The sequence below is a fragment of the Deinococcus radiodurans R1 = ATCC 13939 = DSM 20539 genome, from assembly GCF_000008565.1.
GTDB classification, from domain to species: domain Bacteria; phylum Deinococcota; class Deinococci; order Deinococcales; family Deinococcaceae; genus Deinococcus; species Deinococcus radiodurans.
The window spans coordinates 941,783-965,016 of sequence record NC_001263.1 but is presented as its reverse complement, the minus strand read 5'-3'; the positions used below and the strand labels follow the sequence as shown (position 1 = coordinate 965,016).

Here is a 23,234-nt window from a genome sequence, read left to right as displayed (position 1 = left end):
GCAGACGCCGCCTCGCCCCTCTGATAAGGAACAGTTATGACCCAGATCCAGACTCCCGTTACTTCCTCCAGCGTCGTTCAGAGCGGCGCGACCCCGCTGGCTCCGGCGGACGTGCCGATGCTGCCACTGAAAGTCAAGGTCCTGCGCTTCAACCCCGAGCAGGACAAGAAGGGCCGCTGGGTGACCTACGACATCGAGGCGCAGCCCGGCGACCGCCTGGTGGACGTGCTCAACGAAATCAAGTGGTACCACGAGCCCAGCCTCACCTTCCGCCGCTCGTGCCAGCACGGCATCTGCGGCTCGGACGCAATGATGATCAACGGGCGCAACCGCCTTGCCTGCAAGACCCTGGTGCGCGACCTCGTGAAGGGCTCGGGCGGCGAGATCACCGTCGAGCCGATTCGTGGCCTCAAGGTCGAGCGTGACCTGCTCGTGGACATGGAGCCCTTTTTCGATGCGTACCGGGCGATCATGCCCTACTTCATCAACGAAGACCCGGCCCCGGCGGGCGAGCGCCTCCAGAGCGAAGCGCAGGCCGAGCGCATGGCGCACTCCAGCAACTGCATCCTGTGCGCGTGCTGCACCACGTCCTGCCCCATCTTCTGGGTGAACGGCTCGTACCTCGGGCCTGCCGCCATCGTGCAGGCGCACCGCTTCATCTTCGACAGCCGCGACCAGGCCACCCAGCAGCGGCTGAACATCATGAACCAGAACACCGGCGTGTGGCGCTGCCGCACCGCCTACAACTGCACCGAAGCGTGCCCGCGTGAAATTCCGATCACCTCGCTGATCGAGGAAGTCAAGCGCGCGGTGATGTTCCAGCAGGCCTGAACACTCACCCGACAGGCGCCCCCACGCGGGGCGTCTTTTGCTGTGCTGGCGCCACTTTTGGGCCCCTGTCCGGCGATTCAAGATCCGCTCAAGGCCAGGGGCGCTGGGCAGTGTGAGCAGAAGGCCATTCGCCGAGCGTAAAGGTGTACACTTGACCCGAACGCCGGGCGAAAGTCCCGGCACCTTTTGCGGGCTGCTTTTTTCGGCCTCGGCTCGTGAATACTTTCACAGGAGTTTTGAAGATGAAAACGCTGATTCTTGGTGCGGGCTACGCTGGCCTTGCCACGACCACTTCCCTCAAGCCGATTCCTGGCCTCGAAAGCCTGCTGATCGAGCAAAATGCCTACCACACGTTCGAAACCCGCCTGCACGAAGCGGCGGCCCACAACGCCCGCATCACGCTGCCGCTGATCCCGCTGCTGCGCGGCACCGGCGTTCACCTCGAGCAGGCCAAGGTCGATTATGTGGACCTCGACGAGCGCGAAGTCGGGCTGAAAGACGGCCGCGTGCTGATGTACGACACCCTGGTCGTGGGCCTGGGCAGCGTGACCAACTTCTACCGCATTCCCGGCCTCGCCGAAAACGCCACCGAGCTCAAGCAGCTCAGCGACGCCGACGACATCTTCAACTTCGTCAACCGCACCTTCGACAACGGCTACCAGGGCAACCGCGACATCGTGGTCGGCGGCGCGGGCCTGACCGGCGTGGAACTGGTGACCGAACTCGCCCAGCGCGCCGAGCTGCTGAGCAAGGAGCGCGGCCTGCCCCCCTTCAACATCTACCTCGTCGAAGCCGGTCCCAAGATTCTGCCCATTCTGGACGAAGCGCTGCGGGCCAAGGCGCAGCAGACGCTGGAAGACTACGGCATCAAGATCATGGTCGGGCACCGCATCATGCAGGCCACCGCCGACAGCGTGACCGTGCAGACCGCCGATGGCGAGCAGAAGGTCATCAAGGCCGGCAAGATCATCTGGACCGGCGGTATTCAGGCCCGCGACGTCGTGCGCGGCCAGAAGATCGAGAAAGGCCCCGGCGGACGCGTCGTGGTAGACGAGTTCCTGCGCGCCAAGGGTTACCCCGACGTGTTCATCATCGGTGACATGGGGCTGGCGCTCAACCAGCAGGGCAAGCCGGTGCCCACCACCGCGCAGCACGCCGGTCAGCAGGGCCGCACCACCGCCAAGAACATCATGAATATGGTGCAGAACAAGCCCCTGGTGCCCTACGAGCCGACCACCCTGGGCGAGTTCGTGTCGCTCGGCGGCCTGATGGCGGTGGGCTGGATGAAGCTCCCCTGGAACCAGAAGCTCGCCATCACCGGCGGCATTGCCCACGTGATGAAGCGCGCCTCCGAGTGGAAGTGGCGCTCCAGCGTCGACTGAGCCCAACGTCTCAGCTTCCCGGTCCCTTGAGGGCCGGGTTTTTTTGGCTTATTGCCCAAAGGGTAAAGTCTGCGCCAAAAGATGGATGACCGCTGATGGTTACAACGGGCAGAGTAAGGCATGACGTTCTGGCGTGCGGTCCTTGCGGTGGCCCTGGTTCCAGTGGCTTTGCTGGGCCTGGGGCTTCTCGCTCTGCTGGCAGGCACTTTTTACGAATCTGCCGTCTTCTCCAGCGCGAGGCCGACGCGGGCGCTGGGGGCCCTGTTCCAGAATCCGGCAGCGGCGAAAGTTCTTCAGAGCGAGCAACATGGCGCTTTCGGCTTTGGCGACACCATCTACACCTCGCAGGCAGTAGTCCAGGGCGAAAAGCTACGGCTTCAGCCTTACCTCTCTCCCGCAGAACCCAACTCGATTCGTCGGGTGATGGGAGGCTGGGACACCTGTGGTGACCTGCTCAGGCGGCCCGATGCTGAATTGAAGTTTTACGCGGTGGGCAAGGCGGGCCCCGGCACTCTCGACAGCTACGTCATCTGGCACCCCGCCGGGCAGCTTTTCTGCCTGATTCATGTCGAGTTCTGAACGCCGGGTGCTGCCGACTGCGTAGACTCTCCCCATGCGCTGGCCTGACCCCGCCGATTTCGTTCACGGCTCTCCCCTGCCCCCGCCGACCGAGTGGGGGCGGCCCGGCCTACTCATGACTTTCAATCTGGAATGCCCCGGCTGCGTGTCGCGCGGCATCCCCTTTCTCAAGCGGCTGCACGCGGAGTACGGCGAACAGGTGCATTTGCTGGCGGTCCACACCAGTTTCGGGCACCGGCAGCTGACGCGGGAGGAAGTGGAGCCGACGCTGGTGAAGTTTGCGCGCGACTTCGCCAAGCTGCCCTTTCCTGTGGCCCTCGACCTAGACGGCTCGTTTGCCCGCGAGTGGCAAACCGAGGGCACGCCGCACTGGCTGGCCTTTGCGCCGGGCGGCGAGTTGCTCCGCAGCGTCTACGGCAGCCAGGAGAACGCGCAGACCCGGCTGGAGTACCTGCTGGCCGAGTGGGCGGCGGCTTCCCGCCCCTGACGGCCCGCCCTGAATGCGAGCTGGCAACCGCTCAGGGCGCCGCGCTGCCTTTATCATCCGCTCATGACACTCACTCCCCGAGCCCTGCTGCTGCTCAGCGCCCAGCGCCATTACCTGCATGACCGACCCGACGAACGCGAGGTGGCCCGCGACTGGCAGCGGCATGTCGAGCAGGCCCGCGCCGACGGCGACCTGATTGCGCTGGTGCAGTGGGACGGCGAGGAAGGCAGCGCCGGCGAGACCTTCAGCAAGGGCTGGATTCTTTACCCCGACTTCCGCGCCGAGGCGGGCGACGTGCTGGTGCGGGCGCAGGCCCCCGACGCCTTTTCCGGCTCTGACCTTGACGCCGCGCTGCGGGGCCGGGCGGTACGCGAGCTGACGCTGCTGGGACTGCCTGGTGAGGAACTGGAGGCCACGGCGCAGGCGGCCCGTGACCTCGGCTATCAGGTCAGCGCGGCGCAGGGAGGCCAGGCGCAGGGAGGCCAGGCATGAGCAGTCTTCAACTGGACTACACCCTGGACGTGCTGCTGCGTCTGCTCGCCACGCCGAGTCCTACCGGCTTTACGGAGGCGGCGCTGGCGCTGGTGGAGGGCGAATTGCACAAACTGAGCGTGCCGTCGCAGCGCACCCGCAAGGGCGCCCTGACCTGGGAAGTCCCCGGCAGCGGCGCGGGCCACGTCACCTACAGCGGCCACGTGGACACCCTGGGGGCGATGGTCAAGGCCATCAAACCGAATGGGCGCCTGCTGCTGTGGCCTCTAGGCGGCTACGACTGGGCGACAGTGGAAGGCGAGGACGTGCTGGTTCACCGTCAGAACGGCGAGACGGTGAGCGGCACGGTGGTCAACGTGCGGCAGTCTACCCATGTCCACGGCGCGGCCCTGCGCGACCTGCGCCGTGAAGCCGCCGTGATGGAAGTGCGCCTCGACGCCGTGACCGGCAGCGCCGCCGAGACGCGGGGCCTGGGCATCGGCGTGGGCGATTTCGTCAGCTTCGATGCCCGGCCTCGGCTGACCCCGGCGGGCTACGTCAAGGCGCGGCACCTCGACAACAAAGCGGCGGTGGCGGTCTTTCTGACCGTGACCCGCGCATTGTTGCAGTCGCCCCCGGTCAAGACGGTGGCCTTCCACGTCACCACCTACGAGGAAGTCGGACACGGCGCGGCCACCGGCATTCCCCCGCACACCGACGAGCTGATTGCGGTGGATATGGCGGCAGTGGGCGACGGGCAGACGAGCAGCGAGCACCACGTCACCCTGTGCGTGGCCGACGGCGGCGGACCCTACGACCACGCGCTCGGCAACCGCCTGCGGGCAGCGGCGGCGCGGGCCGGGGTGGAGTTGCGGGTGGACATCTACCCCTTTTACTCCAGCGACGGCACGGCGGCCTGGCGAGCGGGCGGCGACTACCCGGTGGCGCTCATCGGCCCCGGGGTAGACGCCAGCCACGCCTACGAACGCACCCACACCGACGCGCTGGACGCCACCGCCGCGCTGATGCTGGCCTACGTGGGCGCCTGATGGCCGACCGTAGAGGAGGTGAACTCCCCCGTCTGGTCATCGTGCCCGGCCTGGGCGACTCCGGGCCGGGGCACTGGCAAAGCCTTTGGGAACAGAAGTTCGGCGCAGCGCGGGTACGGCAGGACTACCCAGACAGGCCGACGCCCGCAAGCTGGGCTGCCCGCTTGCAGGAAGTCGTGGAGGCGACCCCCGGTGAACTCATACTCGTCGCCCACTCGTGCGGCGTGCCGACGGTGGCGCACTGGGCGCGGCTCTTCGGCGGCCACGAGCGGGTGCGCGGCGCCCTATTAGTCTCCCCGCCCGACGTGGAGCGGCCCCACCCCGACTTCCCGGCGGTGGCCCAGATGGCGCCGCAACCCCTCGACCCCCTGCCCTTCCCCGCCCTCGTCGTTGCCAGCGAGAACGACCCGTTTTGCACGCCGGAGCGCGCCGAGAGCTTTGCCAACGCCTGGGGTGCCGCATTTGTTATGGCGGGCGAGGCTGGGCATATCAACGTGGACAGCGGCCACGGCGAGTGGCCCGAGGGAGAAGTGCTGCTAAGCGAAGTGCTGCACGCTTGGACCCCGCAGGGCTTTACGCGGTTTTGAACCCACAGCAAAAAAGAAGCAGAGGCCCGCGGCTTCTGCTTCTATCCCAGTTTTCTTTTTCAATTGTCGACTGGGGAATGAGGGCTTGAAAATCAGTTGACAGCGACCCCGAGGTGCTTGTCGAGCACCGACTCGAAGGCCCGCTTGGGCTGAGCACCAACCATGCCTTCGACCGGCTGGCCGTCCTTGAACAGGATCATGGTGGGGATGCTCATGACGCGGAACTGGCCGCTGGTGGCGGGGTTGTCGTCGACGTTGACCTTGGCGACCTTGACGCGGCCTTCGTACTGACCGGCGAGTTCTTCGATGACCGGGGCAATGATGCGGCAAGGGCCACACCAGGGCGCCCAGAAGTCGACCAGGGTCAGGCCCTGCGCGATTTCGCTCGTAAAGTTGCCGTCCGTGAGTTCCACAGGCTTCATGTTCGGAACTATACCCCCCTCCCGCATGTCGGCGGATAGGCGGGGCATGGGGACAGGCTGAGCCAGCCTTAACCTGCCGGGTATGCTGGCCCGCATGAACCCCGAATTGCGGCGCGGCGCCGACCTTTTCAACGCCGGGCACTGGTGGGAAGCCCACGAAGCCTGGGAAGACGTCTGGCGGGTGTCCAGCGGCGAGGAGCGGGCCTTCGTGCAGGCGCTGATCCTGCTCGCCGCCGCCCTGCACAAACGCTGGCACCACGGCAGCCTCGCGCACCGCAACTTCTACAAGGCGGAAAAGTACCTGGGCACGCTGCCCGACGAGTACGGCGGCGTCGACCTGCGGGGCCTGCGTCAGGCGGTGTGGCAGGCACTGGAAACGGAGGGAATGCACCCGCAGTTGCCGCTGGAATGAAGAAAAAAGCCGCCCGGAACGCGTCCGAACGGCCTTTTCATACGGTTTTAATCCGATTCCCGAACATCCGGAAGGGCGCCGGATGCCCTCCCATCTCCTTAAAACCCTATTTTTTCATGCGCTCCGCACAAAATTGCGCCCGGACATGTCCGGGACTCAATTTGAAACCGTATCAGAGTGGAGCGAAGCTAGCGGCGGCACCCGGCGGCAAGCTCGTCGGCAAGGGCACCTACATCCCGTCCCGCTGCCACCGCGTTGATAAAGGCGCTGCCGACCACCACGCCGTCGGCGACCTGCGCGACCTGCTGAGCGGTGGCCGCGTCCTTCACACCGAAGCCGACGACCACCGGCCTCTGCGCGTACTGCCGGGCGAGGTCGAGCATCCGGGGCACCTCGCCGAGCGCCGCGCCTTCACGGGCGCCGGTCACGCCGGTCACGCTGACGGCGTAGAGGAAGCCAGTGCAGGCCTCGGCGACCAGTTTCACGCGCTCGGGGGTGGAGGTCGGCGCGATCAGGAAGGTGACGGCCAGCCCGTGCTGCGCGGCGAGGTCGGCAATTTCGAGGTCCTGGTCGGGCGGCAGATCGGGGAGAATCAGCCCGTCCACCCCCGCCTCCTGCGCCAGCCGCATGAACTCGGCGGGACCGACGGCGTAGATCGGGTTGATGTAGGTCATGATGACGATGGGGGTGTCGTCCTTCTGCCGCAGCTCACGCACCAGTTCCAGCGTGCGCCGGGTGCTGGTGCCGCCCGCGAGCGCCTGTTCCGAGGCCCGCTGAATGGTGGGGCCGTCGCCGAGCGGGTCAGAGTAGGGAATCCCCACTTCCATGATGTCGGCGCGCGCGAGCAGGTCGCCGGCCACCTCACCGAAGCGGGCCGCGTCGGGGTAGCCGCCGGTCATGAAGGGAATGAAGGCGGCGCGGCCTTCCGCCTCAGCGCGCGCAAAAGCGGCGTGCAGGCGCTGAACCCCACGATTGGTGGCCGTTTCTGGAGTCGCCGTCATGCCTTGACCTCCTGGCCCTCGGCCTGTTTGTTTTCGGATTGTTCAAGCAGGCGCATCACCTCGGTCACGTCCTTGTCGCCGCGCCCCGAGAGGTTGACCACAACGATTTCCTCGGGCTTCATCTGCCGGGCGAGCTGCACCGCGTAGGAGATGGCGTGCGCCGACTCCAGCGCGGGAATGATGCCTTCGAGGCGGGTGAGCAGTTGCAGCCCTTCAAGCGCCTGGGCGTCGGTGACCGGCACGTACTCGGCCATGCCCATCACCGAGTAGTAGCAGTGCTCGGGGCCGATGCCGGGGTAGTCCAGCCCCGCGCTGATGGAGTGCGGCGGCACGATCTGGCCCTCGTCGTCGTTCATCAGGTACATCATCGACCCGTGCAGCACCCCGACGCGGCCCCACGCCACGCTCGCCGCGTGCATCCCGGTGTCCACGCCGTGCCCGGCGGCCTCGGTGCCGATCAAGCGGGGACGCTCGCCCTCCGGCAGGTAAGCGAAAGGCGCGAAGATGCCGATGGCGTTGGAGCCGCCGCCCACACACGCCACGATGGCGTCGGGCACGCTGCGGCCTTCCTTTTCCTGGAGCTGCACCTTGACCTCCTCACCGATGACGCTCTGAAAGTCGCGCACCATCGCCGGGTAAGGGTGCGGCCCCACCACGCTGCCGAGGATGTAAAAGGTGTCGCGCACGTTCGTCACCCACTCGCGGATCGCCTCGTTGGTGGCGTCCTTGAGGGTGGCGGTGCCGCTCGTCACAGGCCGGACCTCGGCGCCGAGCAGCTGCATACGGAACACGTTGAGCGACTGCCGGCGCATGTCTTCCTCGCCCATGTAGACCACGCACGAGAGCCCGAGCAGCGCCGCCGCGGTGGCCGACGCCACACCGTGCTGCCCGGCGCCGGTTTCGGCGATGATTTTCTGCTTGCCCATGCGCTTGGCGAGCAAGGCCTGGGCCAGACAGTTGTTGATCTTGTGCGCGCCGGTAAAGTTCTGGTCCTCGCGCTTGAGGTAGATCTTGGCGCCGCCCGCGTGTTCGGTCAGGCGCTCGGCGAGGTACAGGCTGTTGGGCCGGCCCACGAATTCGCGCAGCAGCCGGTCGAGTTCATCGAGAAATTCGGGGTCCTGCTTGGCCGCTTCATACGCCTGCTCGAGTTCGTCGAGCGCCGGAATCAGCGTTTCGGGCACGTAGCGCCCGCCAAAGCGGCCATACCGCCCACGGGCGTCTGGCAGCGGAAAGCTGGGAATGGAAAGGGGCATGATTCTTAGCTTAGGACACCCTAGCTTTGCAGTTGACAAGTAAAGTTAGACGAGTTGTCTAAAAAAGTTATGCCTCTGAAACCAAAACAAAAAGCCCCACGACAGGGGGCCTTTTCTTAAGATCGTGAGCGCTCAGTTCGTCTTGACGACGTAGCTTCCCTGACTGACGATGCCCGTGACTTTGCGGGTAAAAGGAACGTTGTTGGCGCTGAAGCCATAGAATTCCAGGTCCACCACCCGCGTCACATTGGCGCCTTTGGCGGCAGCGCGGGCGCCCAGGCCACTGGCGAAGTAGATTTGGTGCTGGACCGGCTGCCCGTTAGCAATTCGAATGTCGCTTTCGTTGCCCTGGCAGGAAGCGCCGGCAGTCAAGCCCTCGCAGGCGTAGCCCGAGGGAACATACAGGTTCATCTTGGCATTCTCGACGGGATTCTTGGGATCCGCACGCTCCACGCCGTCAAGCCGGTCACTCAGAACCCGGTAGCCCTCGATGGTCACCGCTTCGGAACCCGGGCGGGCCGTGAAAGTAAAGGTGACGGGCTGACCGTCCGTGATCGACAGCTCTTGCTTCTGAGGTGTGCAGACTCCCTTATCGTCGCACTTTTCGGGGGTAATGGTTAGGGTCGCTACCTGCTCCGAGCCTGCGTCACCTACATCTACCCCAACGTTGACGCGTCCCGAGCCGAGTCCGACCGTACCGCATCCCGCGAGCAGCAGCCCGCCCAAGAGAAGTACAGGAAACATTTTTTTCATAGTCATTCCTCCGCCGGTCCCGCCTGGGGACCGAGCATGTAAAAGGCGAGTCGTTTCATGCCGGCCAGAAAGTCCACGTTTTCCACCGTGACTTCGCGGCGGCCCGGCGCGGCAAATGCTTCCGGCAAGTGCAGGTCCTGGGTTTGCAGCACCACCGGAGCAAAGTTGAGGATGCCGCCCACCCCCGCCGCCACGAGCGCTTGCGCCGCCGCCTGGGCGTGCTCGGCGGGCACCGTCAGCAGGCCCATGTCCACCTGCCGGGGCGTGCCCGCCACCGAGGCGACGAACGGGCCGAGCTGGCTCATGTGCTGGATGGTCAGCCCCCGGACCTCGCGGCCCACCACGTCGGGGGCCACGTCGAAGAGGCCCACGTTCTGAAACTGGTAGTCGCTGGCGCCCGGATAGTTGGCGATGGCGTGCCCGAGGCGGCCCATGCCGACAATCACCACGTTCCAGGTCTGGTCGAGGCCCAGCGCCCGCAAGAGCTCGCGGCGCAGCACCGCCACGGTGTACCCGATGCCCCGCGTGCCGAAGCGCCCGAAATAGGTCAGGTCCTTGCGCACCTGAAAGGGGGTCACCCCGGCCCGCCGGGCGAGTTCGCCGCTGCTGGCGCGCAGGACGTTCTGCGCTTCGAGCTCTTCCAGCACCCTGATATAGGTGACCACGCGGCCCACCGTGGCGGTCGGGATGTCGGCCACCCTGCTCACCGCAGCCTGAAGTGGTCGAGCCCGGCGGCGTCGAGCCGGCCTTCGGTGGAGGTCAGATCACTGCCCGTCAACGGCCCGAGCAGCACGGTGACCTTGCCGGTTTCGGGGGCATTGACGCTGGGCGAAAAGCCCTGGGCCCGCAGTTGCTCGACGAACCGCTGAGCCCCCTCGACGTTGTTGAAGGCCCCCACCTGCACGTAGACCGGTCCTGCCGGGGCAGGCGCAGCCGTAGGTGTCTCGGCTGGCGTCGGGGCCGGTTCGCTGGCGGGCTCAGGCGTCGCGGGCGCTTCGGCGGCTGCCGCCGGCGCTGGGTTTCGCAGGGTTTGGCCGCGCGGCGGGTACAGCTCGGCGCGGGCGTAGGCGCGGCGGATGTCGGCGGCGGCCTGCTGCCCGCTCGCCTCGTCGGCAAAGGGACCCACCTGCGCCACGAACTGGTTGCCCAGGTCAATGGCGTAGACGGTGTAGCCCAGGGCACTGACCCCGGCGGTGGCCGAACGGAGCGCCGCCTCGCTGCCGAACGTTCCCAGCATCACGCGGTAGTCGCTCCGCAGTGGCGTGCGCTGGGCACTCGGAGCGACAGCTGGGGTGCCAGGCGCGGGGGCAGCCGGCTCAGTGGGCGTTGCCGGTTCGGGCGTGGTCGCCGGCGCCGGTTCGGCGGGCGCCGCAGGTTCAGGAGCCGGGGTCGCTGGCGGTTGCGTCGCCGGAGCCTGGGCTGCTGGCGTCTGCGGGGTTGGCGTCTGGGTCGCCGGGGCCTGCGTGACTGGTGGCTGGGTGATGGGAGAGGCCGCAGTCGTCGTTTCTTCCACCGGACGGGGAGGCGTCGGTGGGGCCGGCATCCGGCGCGGCTCCGGCAGGACGGGGGGGGGAATCTTGGGCGCGGGGGGCGCCGCCGGGGCTGGCGGAATCTTGCCCGCTGTCGTCTGGGCCTGGGCAGGCGCGGCGGTTTGCGGCGACCCATCGGCCACCACAGCGCCGGGAGACACCGGAATGGACGTGGTCGGCTGCGGCGCGCCCACCGGCTCAGCGGGGGCGCGCCGTTCGCCGAGCAGCAAACTGCCCAGGCCCACGCCCAGGGCGAGGACCAGGGTGGCGGCCACCAGTTCGGGCCAGCGGCGCGGACCGGCAGGGCGACGCGGACGGCGGGGGGAAGGGCGTCCGGGTGAGGGGGTCCGGGCGCGGGTCATTTGAGGGCGTCCTTGGCGCGCGCGCTGCCGAGGCCGGCGGCGGTCTTGAAGGACTGCCGGGCGTCGTCCGGACGCTGCTGGGCCCGCTGCGAGAGCCCCAGCAGGTACCAGCCCTCAGCGTTCTTGACTTCATCGGTCACGAGTCCGCGCAGCAGCGCCTCGGCCTCGGCGTAGCGGGCGGTGGCGAGCAGGGCGGCGGCGAGGTTTTGCCGGGCGGCGGGGGTGGGACGCAGGCGCACGCTCTCGCTCAGGACCGGCACCGCCGAGGCGTAGTCCTTGAGCGCGTAGTAGCTCAGGCCCAGCCACAGCAGGCTGTCGGCGTCGGGCACGGCGAGCACGCTGGAATTGAGCGCGGTACGCGCCTGGGTGTACTGGCCCTGACGGTAGGCGACCACGCCCTGCACGTACAACGCCCGCGCCCGGGTGCTCGCGTCGGGCGTGAGCTTGAGTGCTTGCTGCGCGGCCTGGGCCGCTTCCGGGTACTGGTTGCCTTCCAGATACAGCGCGGCGAGCGCGGCCTGAATCGGGGCCGACTTGGGCGTGAGCGCCAGCGCGTCGCGGTAGGCCCGCACAGCGGCGGGACGCTGACCAAACTGGGCGAGCAGTTCAGCTTCGCGGATAATGGCGGCGGGCAGACGGCGGTCTTCCTGGCGGGCTTCGCTGGCGGCATTCAGAGCGCCGCGTAGGTTGTTCTGGGCAAGCAGCAAGTCGGATTGCCGCAGCAGCAGGGTCGCCCGGTCGGTGCCGGTCAGCACCCGCGCGGCGGCGGCACTGAGTTCCCGCACGGCGCGGTCGGGCAGGCCCTGGGCCACGTAGAGGTCGGCAAGCAGCAGCGCCGCTTGCAGGCTGCTCGGCTTGCGCTCCAGCACCGCGTAGGTCACCGGCAGCGCGTCGGCCACCTGCCCCGCCTGATAAAGCGCCTGGGCATGGCGGAAGATGTACTCGACGTTTTCCGGGTCGGCAGCGCGAAGATCGGCGTAGGTTGCGGCCAGGGCCACGTAGTCCTTGACCCGGCCCTGCTCGGTCGCCAGTGCCCGCAACAGCACCTGCCGAGCAGCGGGTGGGGCCGATTGCGCCAGCGTCAGCGCTTCGCCGTACAGCCGCAGAGCGTCGGGGTAGCGGCCCTCACGGGTGGCGATGACGCCGAGGTTGTAAGGCCCTTCGTAGCGCTGCGGGGCAAACTGCATGAACTGCCCGAACTCGAACGTGGCCCCGCGCAGGTCGCCGAGCTGATAGAGCGCCAACCCCAGCCCGAAATGCGGCTCGGGGTTGTTGTAGTTCCGCACGATGAGCGCCTCAAACTCGTTGCGGGCCTGGGGATAACGTCCGGCGGCGAACTGGGCCTGCGCCGCCTGCAAGAGTTGCTGCTGCTCCGCCGTCAGCGGCACGACAGTGGGCACGGGCCGAGTTGCGGGGGCCTCACCTGCCGGGGTGGGGGTGGTCTGGGTCGGAGTTGTCGGTGCTGCGGGCGCCACCTGCGATGGGGCTGGCTGGGCACTCTGAGCATTTTGAGCGCTCTGACCAGACGTGGCAGGCGCCGGGGCCGCGCCGATGGGCTGGCCGTCCTTGCAAGATTCGGGGGCCATTTTGCAGGCGTCGAACTGAACGGACAGCGAGCCCGGCACCTGGGTGACGCCCGGCTGAATCTGGTTGAGGGTGTTTTGCACCCCGATGGCAGCCGAAGTGTCGAGCAGGGTCTGGGCCTGGGCACCCGCGCCGCAGGCCAGCCAGGCCCCGAGCAGCAGGCGGGCGGCGAGAAACCGGGGTGTGTCAGGGGAAACAAGCATGAATAGAGCCTCCTGAAAAGACGGGCAGGAACAGCATGACGCCTGGGGCCTTGCTCAACCCTTACTGCGCCGGACCGCGGCGGCGGGGGCAGCCTCTTCAGCCTTGATTTTCCCATGCTCCGGCGCGGAAAAAAACCTCTGGGCCCAACTCCGATTGAATCGCCCACGAAGTGATTCAATCTGGGCAAAGCGAGAAGGAGAAAAACGGGTTCCGGACGTACAGTTGGCAAACTGGCGCTTTCCCAGTTTGTCAACGGAACAGACGGAACCCGTAGAAAACCGCTGGCCCAGGTCAGAGGTCAGGCTCAAAGTTGCTTTTCGCCCCCTTCAAGCCGCGCCAACCTCTCCGGTCCGCGCGCCGGGACGCCGCAGCGCGAGCTGGCCGCAGGCGGCCCCGGCGTCCTTGCCGCGCGAGCGCCGCACCGACACGTCCACGCCTCGGTCTTGCAGGGCGTCGTAAAAGGCCTGAATCTGCTCCTCGCTGCTGGACACGAAATCCGAGCCGTCCCAGGGGTTCATGGGAATCAGGTTGACGTGACTCACCAGGCCGTCCAGGCGGTCGGCGAGCAGTTCGGCCTGCCAGAGGTGGTCGTTGACGCCGCGCAGCATGGTGTATTCCATCGTCACGCGGCGCCCGGTCACCGCTTGATAGTCGCGGGCCGCCGCCATGATTTCCTCGATGGAATTGGCCGCCCCGGTCGGGATGATCTGCTGTCGCGTTTCTTCGTCGGGGGCGTGGAGGCTGATTGCCAGCTTGATGCCGAGGTCGTCTTCCTCGGCGAGGCGGCGAATGCCCTTGGCGATGCCCACGGTGGAGAGGGTCACGCGGCGTTTGCTCATGCCCAGGGCGTCGGGGTGCAGCAGCACGCGGGCGGCGGCCATGCTGTTTTCGTAGTTGAGCAGCGCCTCGCCCATGCCCATGAACACCAGGTTGCGAATTTCGCGCGGGGAAATGCCCTCGCCCCCGGCCACCGCCAGCACCTGCCCCACGATTTCGCCGGGGGTCAGGTTGCGCCCGAAGCCCATCTTGCCGGTGGCGCAAAAGGCGCAGCGGGCCGGGCAACCCACCATCGTCGAGACGCAGATGGTCTTGCGGTCGAGGTAAGGCATGTACACCGCTTCCATCTGCCGCCCGTCGTTGAGGGTGAACAGATATTTGACCGAGCCGTCGTGGCTCCGCACGGTTTCGATGTCGCGGAAGGGGTTGAGCTGATACTCGCTCTCCAGCTCGGCACGCAACCCGGCGGGCAGGTTGGTCATGGCGTCAAAGGTGCCGACCCCCTGCACGAACACCCATTCGAGCAGTTGCTTGCGGCGAAAGCCCTCAAGCGGGTAGTGGTCGGGGTGCAGGTCGAGCAGCAGAGGCATCAGCCCAGTCTAGAGCAACCCGGCAGCAGCATTTGTGGATTGAGAGACGTGAATCCGAGCATGAAAGATTCAGCCTTCTCCGGACGGGCGCAGCGCTGTGGCGGTGAGGGAACCCAGGTCCAGAAAAGTCGGCGGCAAGGTGACGAGTTCGGCAAGTACCCGCTCCGCTCGACCCCCCGGCGCGAGTTCACCCAGCCGCGCGACGAACCCCGCATCGGGAAAGTACGCCATGCCGCTGTCCACCGCGAGACACAGGCCATCGGCGTAGAGCACCGGCACCGTGGGGCCTTCGGGCAAGTCCTGACCGCTCCCTTGCAACAGCAGCGGGGTGGGGGTGTGGCCGTGCACCAGCCGCTCGCCGCCGTAGGTCTCCAGCAGCCGGCGGGCCTGCGCCGTGCCGTCGTCGCCAGCAAATTTCAGCCGGTCCACGAACGCGTTGGCGAAAGCCGCCCAGGGCCCCGGATCAGGGCTGAGCAGCAGTTCGGCCACCCGGACATTGACTTCCTGCGGGTCGTTGCCCAGGCCCAGGTAAAAGGGCGAGTCGGCGTGCAGCAACAGCCAGCCCTGCGCGTGGGCAAGCAGAGGCCGCGCGCGCAGCCAAGCCAGGTCGCCGGGAGCGAGGCGCTCGAGGTCGGTGAGTTGTCCGCCGTTGCTGCGCCAGTAATCGAAAAAGCCGAAGCGGTCGCGCGGGTCCTGCTCACGGAACAGCGCCGCCGCCAGCAGCATCACCTCGTGGTTGCCGAGCAGCGCCGTGACTTCGCCGCCCGCCGCCAGCGCCTGCTCCTCAAGCGACTGCACCAGCCGCAGCACGCCCAAACCGTCGGGGCCTCGGTCCACGTAGTCCCCCAGAAACACCAGGTGCGCCGCGCCCCCGGTCCAGTGCCCGAGTGCGTCGGTCAGGCCCGCCTCCAGCAGCAGCGCCCGCAATTTGTCGTGGGCGCCGTGCACGTCTCCCACCACCCACAGTGGGCGGGCGGGTACGGGAGACAGGGGCAAAGCGGCATTCAAATTCAAAAAGACCTCGGGGCACAGCACGGGGAAAGCGGCAGACGGACGCGAGAGCGCATCTGACACAATAAAGCGCGGCTCTCTCAGCAATCTGACGCCGCGCAGAAAAGTTAAGGACAGTTCTTGATGCTCAGTTCTGGTCTTCTCCGGCATCCGCTGCCGCTGCGTCTTCTTCCGGCCCCGCTTCTGACTCCGGAGCAGGCAGGGTGCGCCAGGTCGTCATGCGCTCGCTGAGGTCGTCCTGCAAGCGGCGGACGTTGCCTTCGAGGTGGGCACGCGAGGCATCGAGTTCGTGGCGCAGGCGCATGATTTCTTCCACGCCCGCGAGGTTGACGCCGAGTTCCTGGGTCAGCCGCCGAATCTCGCGTAGGTGTTCGATGTCGCGCTCGGAGTACAGCCGGGTCTTGCCGCTGCTGCGGCCTGGGTGAATCAGTTGTTTGCGTTCGTAGAGCCGCAGCGTCTGCGGGTGCATGTCCACGAGTTCGGCGGCGATGGAAATGACGTAGACCGGGCGGTCACGCGGGTCGGGCGGCGCGTCGGGAGCGGGAAGGGCACGGGGCCGCGCCTGCTCGCGCAACTCGTCCTCGATGCGCTCGATTTCGGCCTCGAACTCCTGTTGCAGGTCGTCGAGCTGGTGTTGCAGGCGCATGACTTCTTCCACACCCGCAANGTTGACGCCGAGTTCCTGGGTCAGCCGCCGGATTTCGCGCAGGTGCTCGATGTCGCGCTCGGAATACAGCCGGGTTTTGCCGCTCGAACGTCCCGGACGAATCAGCCCTTTGCGCTCATACAGCCGCAGCGTCTGGGGATGCATGTCCACCAGTTCCGCCGCCACCGAGATGACGTAGACAGGGCGATGTTTGGCGTCCGAACCCATAAGCGAAGTTGAGCATACCACAAGCAAGGTTGATGAGTGGGACGGGAATTACCCCCCCGCCACCAGCCACAGCGCCCGGTACGGTTCGAGCGCGAGGTCCGGCCCGCCCAGGTGAAACTGGCTCTCACCGAGCAGGTCGTGGGCCACGGCGCCGAGCTGTTCCTGCAAGGGCCACGTCGGGAAAGTGATGTGGTGCTCGCTGAAGTTGTAGACCTGCAGCAGCACGCCGGTCGGGTGCTCGCGCCGCAGCAGCAGCACGCAGGGGTCGGGACTCGGGAGGGGACGCGACTCGGTGCTGGCGTGCAGGTGCGGGGTGCGGCGGCGCACGGCGAGCAGGTGTCGCAGCCCGGCGAACATTCGCCCGGCGGGCGTGACCGGCTGCCCGGTCGCCGCGTCGGCCTGGGCAGAGGCGACCAGCTCCCAGTCCATCTGCGGCCGGTGAACCCAGCGGTTGTCGGCGGCGTGGGCGGGCACGGCCGCAAAGTCAGTGTCGTTAAGCAGCGCGAGTTCGTCGCCCATGTACAGCAGCGGCACCCCGCCGAAGCCGAGCATGACCGCGTGCAGGAGCAGCAGCCGCGCCAGCGCGTCGTTCACCCGCTCGGCGTCTCCCGTTTCCAGCGCGAGGTCCAGCCCGGCAAGGCTCGCCGCCGTGCCCGAAATGCGGCGGTCCCCGGTCTGTGGGTGGTGCTGAAACACCAGTCCCCGCGCAAAGGAGCCGGGAAACTCGCCGCTGTAAAAGTCCGAAAGGAAGTGGCGGTGCGCCGGTCCGCTGAGGCCCACGCGCGCCGCGTCCTCGTCGGCGATCGCCCAGCCGATGTCGTCGTGACAGCGCACGTAGACGCCCCAGGTCGTGTTCGTCGGCTTGGGGGGAAAGGCCGCCAGCGCCGCCGTGAGCAGCCGCGTGTCACGCGAGGCGAGGCTGCTCCAGAGCTGCACCATCAGCGAGTTGTGGTAGGCCATGTCGGAGACCCGCCCATGGTGGTCGCGCGAGCCGAGGTAATGAATCAGGTCGCCCGGCGCCACAATCGCCTCGGCCTTGAACGCCACCGCCGGGGCCACGATGCGGGTCGCCGCCCGCAGCGCGTGGGTCAGGCGGTGGACCTCAGGCTGGTTCTGACAGTCGGTGCCCAGCCGCTTCCACAAAAAAGCGATGGCGTCGAGCCGGAAGACCTCCACCCCCCGGTTGGCGAGGGTGAGAATGAGGTCGAGATACTCGCGGAACACGGCGGGGTTTCCCCAGTTCACGTCCCACTGGGAGCGGTTGAAGGTGGTCCACACCCAGCCGCCCGCTTCTCCGTTCCAGGTGAAATTACCCGGCGCGAAGTCAGGGAAAATCTCGGGCAGCGTGCGCTCGTAGGCGTCGGGCTGCGTGCGATCAGGAAAAATATGAAAATAGTCGCGGTAGGCGGCCTCGCCCGCTGTGGCGCGCACCGCCCATTCGTGTTCCTCGGCCACGTGGTTGAGCACCAGGTCAAGGACCAGGCTGATGCCCCGGCCCCGCAGCTCGCGGGCAAGCGCCGAGAGGTCGTCGATGGTGCCGAGGTCGGGGCGCACGCTCCGGTAATCCTGCACCGCGTAGCCGCCGTCGTTTTCGCCGTCGCGGGGCCGGAGCAGCGGCAGCAGGTGAAGGTAGGTCACGCCCAACCCTTCCAGATACTCCAGCCGCTCGCCCACGCCCCTGAGCGTGCCGGCAAAGCGGTCGACGTAGGCCACGTAGCCCACCATCTCCGGTCCTTGCAGCCAGTCGGGGCGCAGCAGCCGCGCCTCGTCGAGCCGTTTGAGGTCGGCGGGGCGGGCGTGGTAGGCGTGCAGCATGACTTCTAGAAGCTCGCCTATCAGCGCGTCGGCGTGGTTTCCGTAGACCGCCCGCAGGTTGTCGGCCAGTTCCGGGCCGTACCGCTCCAGCCGCAGCCGGAAAGTCTCGGCGTCACGGTCATCGTCGAAAGCGAGGCGCAGGCGGGCGGCGAGGTCAGGCGTGAGCATCGCCGGACAGGATACGGCGCGGGGTGTGGGAGCGGTTCCATACGACCTGCCTCAGCCCGGTCAATTCAGCCGACTCAATGGGTGCGGTTCAGTTCGCGTTCGGCCAGCGCGGCCAGCGCCGTGCGGGCCGGTGAGGGCGGCAGCGCGTCCAGCGCAGCGATGGCGAGGCGGGCGCGGCGGCGAATCTCCTCGCGGGTGCAGTCGTCGGTGCGCTCCTGACGGGCCAGCGCAATCATCCGCGCCACGTCGCCGTCTTCCCCGGCGCGGCGTTCGAGGATGGCGCGCACCTCGGCGTCGTGCGGGCCGCCGAGCAGGCACAGCACCGGGTAGGTCGCCTTGCCCTCACGCAGGTCGCCGCCCACCGGCTTGCCGATTTGCGCCTCCTCGCCGAGCAGGTCGAGCAGGTCGTCTTGCATTTGAAAGGCCATGCCGTACTCGCGCCCGAAAGTCGAGAGCGCGTCGCGGGCGCTGTCGTCGGCACCGAGCAGCATGGCCGGGGCCTGCGCCGCGAGTTCGAGCAGCGCCGCCGTCTTGCCGTGAATGACCTGAAAGTAGTTCTCGAAGGAATAATCGGCGTAGGACGCGACCTGAAACTGCAAGACTTCGCCCTCGCAAATCACGCTCGCCGCCTGCCCGAAGGCGCGGGTGAGCGCCGGGCTGCCGGGCATCCCCGAGAGTTCGCCGAGAAGCCGCGCCAGCATGAAGTCGCCGCTCATCACGCTGACCACGTTGCCGAAGCGCCGGAAGGCCGTTTCCTGACCCCGGCGTTTGTCGGAGTCGTCGATCAGGTCGTCGTGCAGCAGGCTGGCCGAGTGCAGCAGTTCCACGCACACGCTCAGGCGCAGCAGTTCGTCCCAGCTGTGAGACGTGGCCAGCGCGTCGGGGCCGGCACCCAGGGCCTGCGCCGCGAGCAGCGTGACCAGCGGGCGCACCCGTTTGCCGCCCGCCGTGACGAGGTCTTCCCCGATGATGGCGATGAATTCCACGTCCGAGCGCAGCACCTCGCGCATCCGGGTCTCGAAGGCAGCGTCGGGCACCGCCAGCCCGGCCAGGGGCAGGCCGGGGACGCTCGGAGAAAAGACGCCAGTCATGCGGGCAAGTATAGGGAGCGCCGGGCCTATGAGAGCAGGGCAAATGGCACCTTCGGGCGCTGCCGCCCTGTCCCTCGCACCGGGCACTCATGACATGCTAAAAAACAGGTATGGAAAGCGTCGTTGCCCTTTTTCCCGATCCCGCACAGGCCCGGCAGGCGCTTGACGCCTTGCAGGCGCGAGGTTTCGAGCGCGAGCGTCTCGGTTTTGCCCTGTCCGACGTGGTGGCCGAAAACGACATCGCGCAGGCCACCGGCATCAGCCCCGAAGCCGGCGCGCCGGGCGGCTCGGGCACGGCCATCAAGGGCACGCTCTACGGCGCCCTGATCGGCATTGCCGTGATGATCCCCGTGTGGGTGCTGCTGCGCCTGATTCCCGACACCCGCATCTACAGCAACGGCGCCTTGATGGCGATGATCCTCGTGACCATCGGGACCGCCGGCATGGGCCTGCTGTTCGGCGCGCTCGCCGGCAGTGACCACGGCGACCACGTGCGGCTGCTGCGCCGCATGGGCGTGCCCGCCGAGCAGGCCGAGCGCTTCGGCCAGGGCATCAAGAACGGCCTGACCCTGGTCATCGCCCGTGACCCCAACGGCCAGCGCGCCGACGAAGCCCTGAGCATCATGCGCCGCAGCGCGCGGTGCGCCTCGAAGACGCGCTCGGCGGTGGCAGGCTCCAGAGCGAGCGCGCTGGACAGAACGGCCACTGAGTTTCAGCAACACAAGCGGCACCAGGGAGAATGTCTTCCCGGTGCCGCTTTATTATTTACCCTCGAAAGCGCGTTACCCGAACAGCCGGGCCGGGTTGCCCACCGTCATCTGCCCCACCTGCTCCTCGGTGATGCCCCGGCGCCGCAGATCAGGCAAGATGTCGTCGGAGATGTGGAGAGGGTGCCAGTCCTTGACGGCGGGCAAGGCGGCTTCGGGGATGGCCGGCGGGCGTCCCAGCCAGTGCCAGATGCTGTCGTGCGAGAGCAGCAGCCGGTCGGCGTAGCCCTCGCCGAGCAGCGTGGTCAGCACGCTTAGCCGCTCGGCGTCGGTGGGGGTGCCCACCATGCCCTGCAAGCCGATGCGGTCAAAGGCGATGCTCACGCCGTGGCGCAGCGTCTCGCGGTGGTAGGCCGGGTCGGTGTTGCCGTCCATGTGCCCGATCATGATGCGCGCCGGGTCCGCGCCGAGCGAGGTCAGCAGCTCGGCTTGCTGCGGTCCCTGCTGGCCTTCCTGAGTGTGGGTGATGATCGGCACGCCGGTTTCGCGCTGCACCCGCGCCGCCGCCCGGAAAAACAGTTGCTCGTAGGGGGTGATGGCGTCGCGGCTGCTCGCCAGCTTGATGACCCCGGCGCGGATGCCGGTGCCGGCGATGCCCTCGGTCACCTCGGTCCGCATCATCTCGTAGATTTCGCTTTCGGCGTCACCCAGAGAAGCGCGGAACTTGAAGTAGGTCGTGGCGCCCTCGCCCTCGTAATAAAAGCCGGTCGCGCACAGAATCTGGAGGCCGGTTGCCTCGCTCACCTCGCGCAGGAAGGCCGGGTTGCGTCCGCAGTCGTTGGGGGTGGCGTCCACCACCGTCTGAATACCGCGCGCCAGCAGCGCCCGCGCCGTTTCGGTGCAGCTTGCGAGCGCTGCCGCGTGGTCGAATGGCCCGAGCGTCACGTCGCCCGCGTAGCCGGGGTAGCCGAAAATCACGTGTTCGTGGGGCAGCGTCGCTCCGAGTTGAGCCGCCGCGACTGCGCCCGTCACCGTCTGTGCCGTCATCTGTGTGCCTCCTGTCTCCTGCTTTGTGGACCCCGCCATGCTAGCGCTCCGGCCCGCCCGCTAAGCTGACCCCCATGCGCCTGACTGCACTCGTTTCCGGACACGTTCAGGGGGTCGGGTACCGGCTCTTCGTTCAGCGGTACGCCCGCGACCTGGGCCTTCATGGCTACGCCGAGAACCTCAGCGACGGCAAGGTCGAAGTCATTGCCGAGGGCGACGAGGACGCCCTGAACCGGCTGCTGCACTGGTTGCGGCGCGGCCCGCCCCACGCCCGCGTGCAGGCGGTGGATACGCAGTACAGCGAGGAAACGGGGCTGCGGGAGTTTCATATTTATTGAGGGGTGAGGAGGAGTTGTGTGGATTGAAGGGCTGGCTGCACTGGTCTGTACGCCCCCTCACCCCTTGCTTCGCAAGGCCCTCTCCCGCAAGGGGAGAGGGTCAATAGCGAGGGTAATCTTTCTCGCACTGACCTCCATCCCCAGAAGGGACATACCAAGTCTCAACCCTTACCACTCCAACTCGGACGGCTCCCGCTCCCCCGCCTCGCCCAGCTCAAAAATCGATGCACTCGGGCAGAACTCGCGCAGGGGGCATTGAGGACACAGCGGGTGCTTGCTGCGGCAGGTGTCGCGCCCGTGCCGCACGCCGGAGATGTGGAGGGCAAAACGGGTCTCCCAGTCGGCGGGCATGACCTCGGCGTACCAGCGCTCGACCTTGTGGCTGTTCCAAGCGGCGGGCACGAGTTCGAGCCGTTTGGCCGCCCGTTCCATGTTGCCATCCACCGGCATGGCGGGGCGGCGCAGGTCAAACAGCAGCACCAGCGCGACGGTTTTGTGGCCGACCCCCGGCAAGGCGGCGAGGGCCTGCCGCGCCTGCTCGTGGCCCTCTGGGGTGTGGGGAAACTCGCGCAGGAAGCGCAGGCTCAGGCCGCCGTGGTGCTCTTGCAGGTGGGCGAGGATGCCGTAGATGTAGTCGGCCTTCATGCGCGAGAGGCCGCCGCCCGCCGACTTGAGCGTGGCCTCGATACCGTCAGGACCGTCAAGCAGCGCCGCTTCCCACTGCGGGTAGGTGGCGGTCAGCACCTCCCATTGCCGCTGCGCGACCCGGCGGGTGTTTTGCTGCGAGAGGATGGTCCGGATCAGCCCCCCGAGCGGGTCGGGAAACTGGCGCGGAGGCGGCAGCTCGGGCGCGTAGGTGTCCCGCAGGCGCGACAGATACTCGCCGAACCACACGGGCGGCGGGTTCTGTTCGCTCAGAGGACGGGATTTAGAGGACGCCTGGGGGGAACGTGAGGGCACAGGGCAGCGTAACAGGGAGTGTTCGCCCCAAACCCCCGCCTCATGCTCAATCTCTTGAGCAGTTCTCCGAATTGCGCGTGCGTCGGAACAGCACCGCCACCCGCTCCATTCTCCATCCTGCTCAGTGTTTTGTACTCGCTCTCTGCGAGCTGTCCCAGTCCGCTCGACAAAAAGTTGTGACACCTTTTTGTCAAATACTCTATAAGGTCGTCCTATGCTCGACATTCAGCACCTTTCCAAGTCCTACGGCTCCTTTCAGGCGCTACGGGACGTGACGTTCTCGGCCCGCGACGGCGAAGTGTTCGGGCTGCTCGGTCCCAACGGCGCGGGCAAAACCACGCTGCTGCGTATTCTGGCGACGCTGCTCTCCCCCACGTCCGGCAGCGTGACGGTGGCCGGGCTCGACACCCAGCGGGACGCCGAAGCGGTGCGCCGGCAAATCGGCGTGGTCAACGGCGGCATGGGCCTGCCTGCCCGCCTGACCGGGCGCGAGGTGCTGCGCTCGTTCGCCGCGCTCTACGACATGGGCCGCGCGCAGACCGAGGCCCGCATTGCCGAACTCGACGACCGGCTGGAACTCGGGCGCACGCTGGACACGCGGGCCGGCGAGTATTCCACCGGCATGAAGCAAAAAGTCATCATCGCCCGCGCCGTGATTCAGGACCCCGCCGTGCTGGTGCTGGATGAAGCGGCGAGTGGACTCGACATCTTCGCCCGGCGCACGCTGCTCGACTTCGTGGCGCAGACCCGCGCTCCGGGGCGGCTCACGCTGTATTCCACCCACGTGATGAGCGAGGCCGAGGAAGTCTGCGACCGGGTGGCAATTCTCCACCAGGGCGAACTCGTCGCGCTCGACACCATTCCCGCGATTCTGGAGCGGACCGGCGAGCGCAACCTGGAACGGGCCTTCTTCACGCTGCTGAAGGGAGGCGAGCCCCGTGCAGTCTGAC

At 67.3% G+C, this 23,234-nt stretch carries 24 protein-coding genes; 10 read left to right on the top strand and 14 right to left on the bottom strand.

Annotation, left to right across the window (positions count from 1 at the left end; translation table 11 throughout):
• The first annotated feature begins 36 nt into the window (after window positions 1–36).
• The 7 genes from DR_RS04915 (at window position 37) to DR_RS04885 (ending at window position 5,386) form a co-directional block, all read left to right on the top strand.
• A complete protein-coding gene (locus DR_RS04915) occupies window positions 37–831 on the top strand; it encodes a succinate dehydrogenase iron-sulfur subunit (RefSeq protein ID WP_010887596.1) in 795 nt (264 codons plus the stop codon).
• 242 nt (window positions 832–1,073) lie between these two features.
• The gene (locus DR_RS04910; RefSeq protein WP_010887595.1) at window positions 1,074–2,213 is read left to right on the top strand and encodes an NAD(P)/FAD-dependent oxidoreductase; all 1,140 of its coding nucleotides are present in this window, start codon (window positions 1,074–1,076) and stop codon (window positions 2,211–2,213) included.
• A 120-nt stretch (window positions 2,214–2,333) separates the two neighbouring features.
• Complete coding sequence (locus DR_RS04905; RefSeq protein ID WP_010887594.1) at window positions 2,334–2,792, top strand: hypothetical protein; 459 nt, start codon at window positions 2,334–2,336, stop codon at window positions 2,790–2,792.
• Between the two features lie 34 nt (window positions 2,793–2,826).
• A complete protein-coding gene (locus DR_RS04900; RefSeq protein WP_010887593.1) occupies window positions 2,827–3,279 on the top strand; it encodes a TlpA family protein disulfide reductase in 453 nt (150 codons plus the stop codon).
• A gap of 63 nt (window positions 3,280–3,342) precedes the next feature.
• Entirely contained in the window at window positions 3,343–3,771 is a 429-nt protein-coding gene (locus tag DR_RS04895; RefSeq protein WP_034349627.1) for an isochorismatase family protein, read from the top strand.
• The gene (locus DR_RS04890; RefSeq protein WP_010887591.1) at window positions 3,768–4,799 is read left to right on the top strand and encodes a M42 family metallopeptidase; all 1,032 of its coding nucleotides are present in this window, start codon (window positions 3,768–3,770) and stop codon (window positions 4,797–4,799) included. Before DR_RS04895 ends, DR_RS04890 begins: the two co-directional genes overlap by 4 nt.
• A complete protein-coding gene (locus DR_RS04885; protein ID WP_010887590.1) occupies window positions 4,799–5,386 on the top strand; it encodes an alpha/beta hydrolase in 588 nt (195 codons plus the stop codon). The genes DR_RS04890 and DR_RS04885 overlap by 1 nt, the downstream gene beginning before the upstream one ends.
• Before the next feature lie 92 nt (window positions 5,387–5,478).
• Here the strand turns inward: DR_RS04885 and trxA are convergent, their stop codons facing one another.
• Entirely contained in the window at window positions 5,479–5,808 is a 330-nt protein-coding gene (gene trxA / locus DR_RS04880) for a thioredoxin (RefSeq protein WP_027479673.1), read from the bottom strand.
• An 82-nt stretch (window positions 5,809–5,890) separates the two neighbouring features.
• Here trxA and DR_RS04875 point away from each other — a divergent pair, with 82 nt between their 5' ends.
• Window positions 5,891–6,220, top strand: coding sequence for a DUF309 domain-containing protein (locus tag DR_RS04875; RefSeq protein WP_027479674.1), 330 nt, complete (start codon window positions 5,891–5,893; stop codon window positions 6,218–6,220).
• A 188-nt stretch (window positions 6,221–6,408) separates the two neighbouring features.
• On the opposite strand, the gene trpA is transcribed toward DR_RS04875, so the two are convergent.
• The 12 genes from trpA to DR_RS04810 form a co-directional block, all read right to left on the bottom strand.
• Window positions 6,409–7,221 carry a tryptophan synthase subunit alpha gene (trpA, locus tag DR_RS04870; protein WP_010887587.1) on the bottom strand — a complete coding sequence of 271 codons (813 nt, stop codon included), beginning with the start codon at window positions 7,219–7,221 and terminating at the stop codon, window positions 6,409–6,411.
• The gene (gene trpB / locus DR_RS04865) at window positions 7,218–8,474 is read right to left on the bottom strand and encodes a tryptophan synthase subunit beta (RefSeq protein WP_034349629.1); all 1,257 of its coding nucleotides are present in this window, start codon (window positions 8,472–8,474) and stop codon (window positions 7,218–7,220) included. The genes trpA and trpB overlap by 4 nt, the downstream gene beginning before the upstream one ends.
• Before the next feature lie 132 nt (window positions 8,475–8,606).
• Complete coding sequence (locus DR_RS04860) at window positions 8,607–9,227, bottom strand: hypothetical protein (protein WP_162177597.1); 621 nt, start codon at window positions 9,225–9,227, stop codon at window positions 8,607–8,609.
• A gap of 2 nt (window positions 9,228–9,229) precedes the next feature.
• Window positions 9,230–9,925 carry a redox-sensing transcriptional repressor Rex gene (locus tag DR_RS04855; RefSeq protein WP_027479676.1) on the bottom strand — a complete coding sequence of 232 codons (696 nt, stop codon included), beginning with the start codon at window positions 9,923–9,925 and terminating at the stop codon, window positions 9,230–9,232.
• 5 nt (window positions 9,926–9,930) lie between these two features.
• Complete coding sequence (locus tag DR_RS04850) at window positions 9,931–11,118, bottom strand: SPOR domain-containing protein (protein WP_010887583.1); 1,188 nt, start codon at window positions 11,116–11,118, stop codon at window positions 9,931–9,933.
• A complete protein-coding gene (locus DR_RS04845) occupies window positions 11,115–12,905 on the bottom strand; it encodes a tetratricopeptide repeat protein (RefSeq protein WP_010887582.1) in 1,791 nt (596 codons plus the stop codon). Before DR_RS04845 ends, DR_RS04850 begins: the two co-directional genes overlap by 4 nt.
• 327 nt (window positions 12,906–13,232) lie before the next feature.
• Window positions 13,233–14,273, bottom strand: coding sequence for a 23S rRNA (adenine(2503)-C(2))-methyltransferase RlmN (gene rlmN, locus DR_RS04840; protein WP_010887581.1), 1,041 nt, complete (start codon window positions 14,271–14,273; stop codon window positions 13,233–13,235).
• A gap of 69 nt (window positions 14,274–14,342) precedes the next feature.
• On the bottom strand, window positions 14,343–15,269 hold the full coding sequence (locus DR_RS04835; protein ID WP_227086008.1) for a metallophosphoesterase: 927 nt from the start codon (window positions 15,267–15,269) through the stop codon (window positions 14,343–14,345).
• Between the two features lie 142 nt (window positions 15,270–15,411).
• Entirely contained in the window at window positions 15,412–16,158 is a 747-nt protein-coding gene (hspR, locus tag DR_RS04830) for a heat shock protein transcriptional repressor HspR, fused homodimer type (RefSeq protein WP_164927951.1), read from the bottom strand.
• A gap of 48 nt (window positions 16,159–16,206) precedes the next feature.
• Window positions 16,207–18,141 carry an alpha-amylase family protein gene (locus DR_RS04825; protein ID WP_010887578.1) on the bottom strand — a complete coding sequence of 645 codons (1,935 nt, stop codon included), beginning with the start codon at window positions 18,139–18,141 and terminating at the stop codon, window positions 16,207–16,209.
• Window positions 18,142–18,215: 74 nt separating this feature from the next.
• Window positions 18,216–19,232, bottom strand: coding sequence for a polyprenyl synthetase family protein (locus tag DR_RS04820; protein WP_162177598.1), 1,017 nt, complete (start codon window positions 19,230–19,232; stop codon window positions 18,216–18,218).
• Window positions 19,233–20,014: 782 nt separating this feature from the next.
• On the bottom strand, window positions 20,015–20,986 hold the full coding sequence (locus DR_RS04810) for a phosphotriesterase family protein (RefSeq protein ID WP_010887575.1): 972 nt from the start codon (window positions 20,984–20,986) through the stop codon (window positions 20,015–20,017).
• Between the two features lie 74 nt (window positions 20,987–21,060).
• On the opposite strand from DR_RS04810, the gene DR_RS04805 reads away from it, so the two are divergent.
• Entirely contained in the window at window positions 21,061–21,324 is a 264-nt protein-coding gene (locus DR_RS04805; protein WP_010887574.1) for an acylphosphatase, read from the top strand.
• A 168-nt stretch (window positions 21,325–21,492) separates the two neighbouring features.
• Here the strand turns inward: DR_RS04805 and DR_RS04800 are convergent, their stop codons facing one another.
• Window positions 21,493–22,284, bottom strand: a complete 792-nt coding sequence (locus tag DR_RS04800; RefSeq protein ID WP_165439355.1) for an endonuclease III domain-containing protein — start codon at window positions 22,282–22,284, stop codon at window positions 21,493–21,495.
• 214 nt (window positions 22,285–22,498) lie between these two features.
• On the opposite strand from DR_RS04800, the gene DR_RS04790 reads away from it, so the two are divergent.
• Window positions 22,499–23,233 carry an ABC transporter ATP-binding protein gene (locus tag DR_RS04790; protein WP_010887572.1) on the top strand — a complete coding sequence of 245 codons (735 nt, stop codon included), beginning with the start codon at window positions 22,499–22,501 and terminating at the stop codon, window positions 23,231–23,233.
• Window position 23,234: the final 1 nt, after the last annotated feature.

Coding starts and splice junctions, on each gene's coding strand:
- DR_RS04915 (WP_010887596.1), top strand. CDS start 37: ATGACCCAGATCCAGACTCCCGTTACTTCCTCCAGCGTCGTTCAGAGC.
- DR_RS04910 (WP_010887595.1), top strand. CDS start 1,074: ATGAAAACGCTGATTCTTGGTGCGGGCTACGCTGGCCTTGCCACGACC.
- DR_RS04905 (WP_010887594.1), top strand. CDS start 2,334: ATGACGTTCTGGCGTGCGGTCCTTGCGGTGGCCCTGGTTCCAGTGGCT.
- DR_RS04900 (WP_010887593.1), top strand. CDS start 2,827: ATGCGCTGGCCTGACCCCGCCGATTTCGTTCACGGCTCTCCCCTGCCC.
- DR_RS04895 (WP_034349627.1), top strand. CDS start 3,343: ATGACACTCACTCCCCGAGCCCTGCTGCTGCTCAGCGCCCAGCGCCAT.
- DR_RS04890 (WP_010887591.1), top strand. CDS start 3,768: ATGAGCAGTCTTCAACTGGACTACACCCTGGACGTGCTGCTGCGTCTG.
- DR_RS04885 (WP_010887590.1), top strand. CDS start 4,799: ATGGCCGACCGTAGAGGAGGTGAACTCCCCCGTCTGGTCATCGTGCCC.
- trxA (WP_027479673.1), bottom strand. CDS start 5,808: ATGAAGCCTGTGGAACTCACGGACGGCAACTTTACGAGCGAAATCGCG.
- DR_RS04875 (WP_027479674.1), top strand. CDS start 5,891: ATGCTGGCCCGCATGAACCCCGAATTGCGGCGCGGCGCCGACCTTTTC.
- trpA (WP_010887587.1), bottom strand. CDS start 7,221: ATGACGGCGACTCCAGAAACGGCCACCAATCGTGGGGTTCAGCGCCTG.
- trpB (WP_034349629.1), bottom strand. CDS start 8,474: ATGCCCCTTTCCATTCCCAGCTTTCCGCTGCCAGACGCCCGTGGGCGG.
- DR_RS04860 (WP_162177597.1), bottom strand. CDS start 9,227: ATGAAAAAAATGTTTCCTGTACTTCTCTTGGGCGGGCTGCTGCTCGCG.
- DR_RS04850 (WP_010887583.1), bottom strand. CDS start 11,118: ATGACCCGCGCCCGGACCCCCTCACCCGGACGCCCTTCCCCCCGCCGT.
- DR_RS04845 (WP_010887582.1), bottom strand. CDS start 12,905: ATGCTTGTTTCCCCTGACACACCCCGGTTTCTCGCCGCCCGCCTGCTG.
- rlmN (WP_010887581.1), bottom strand. CDS start 14,273: ATGCCTCTGCTGCTCGACCTGCACCCCGACCACTACCCGCTTGAGGGC.
- DR_RS04825 (WP_010887578.1), bottom strand. CDS start 18,141: ATGCTCACGCCTGACCTCGCCGCCCGCCTGCGCCTCGCTTTCGACGAT.
- DR_RS04820 (WP_162177598.1), bottom strand. CDS start 19,232: ATGACTGGCGTCTTTTCTCCGAGCGTCCCCGGCCTGCCCCTGGCCGGG.
- DR_RS04810 (WP_010887575.1), bottom strand. CDS start 20,986: ATGACGGCACAGACGGTGACGGGCGCAGTCGCGGCGGCTCAACTCGGA.
- DR_RS04805 (WP_010887574.1), top strand. CDS start 21,061: ATGCGCCTGACTGCACTCGTTTCCGGACACGTTCAGGGGGTCGGGTAC.
- DR_RS04790 (WP_010887572.1), top strand. CDS start 22,499: ATGCTCGACATTCAGCACCTTTCCAAGTCCTACGGCTCCTTTCAGGCG.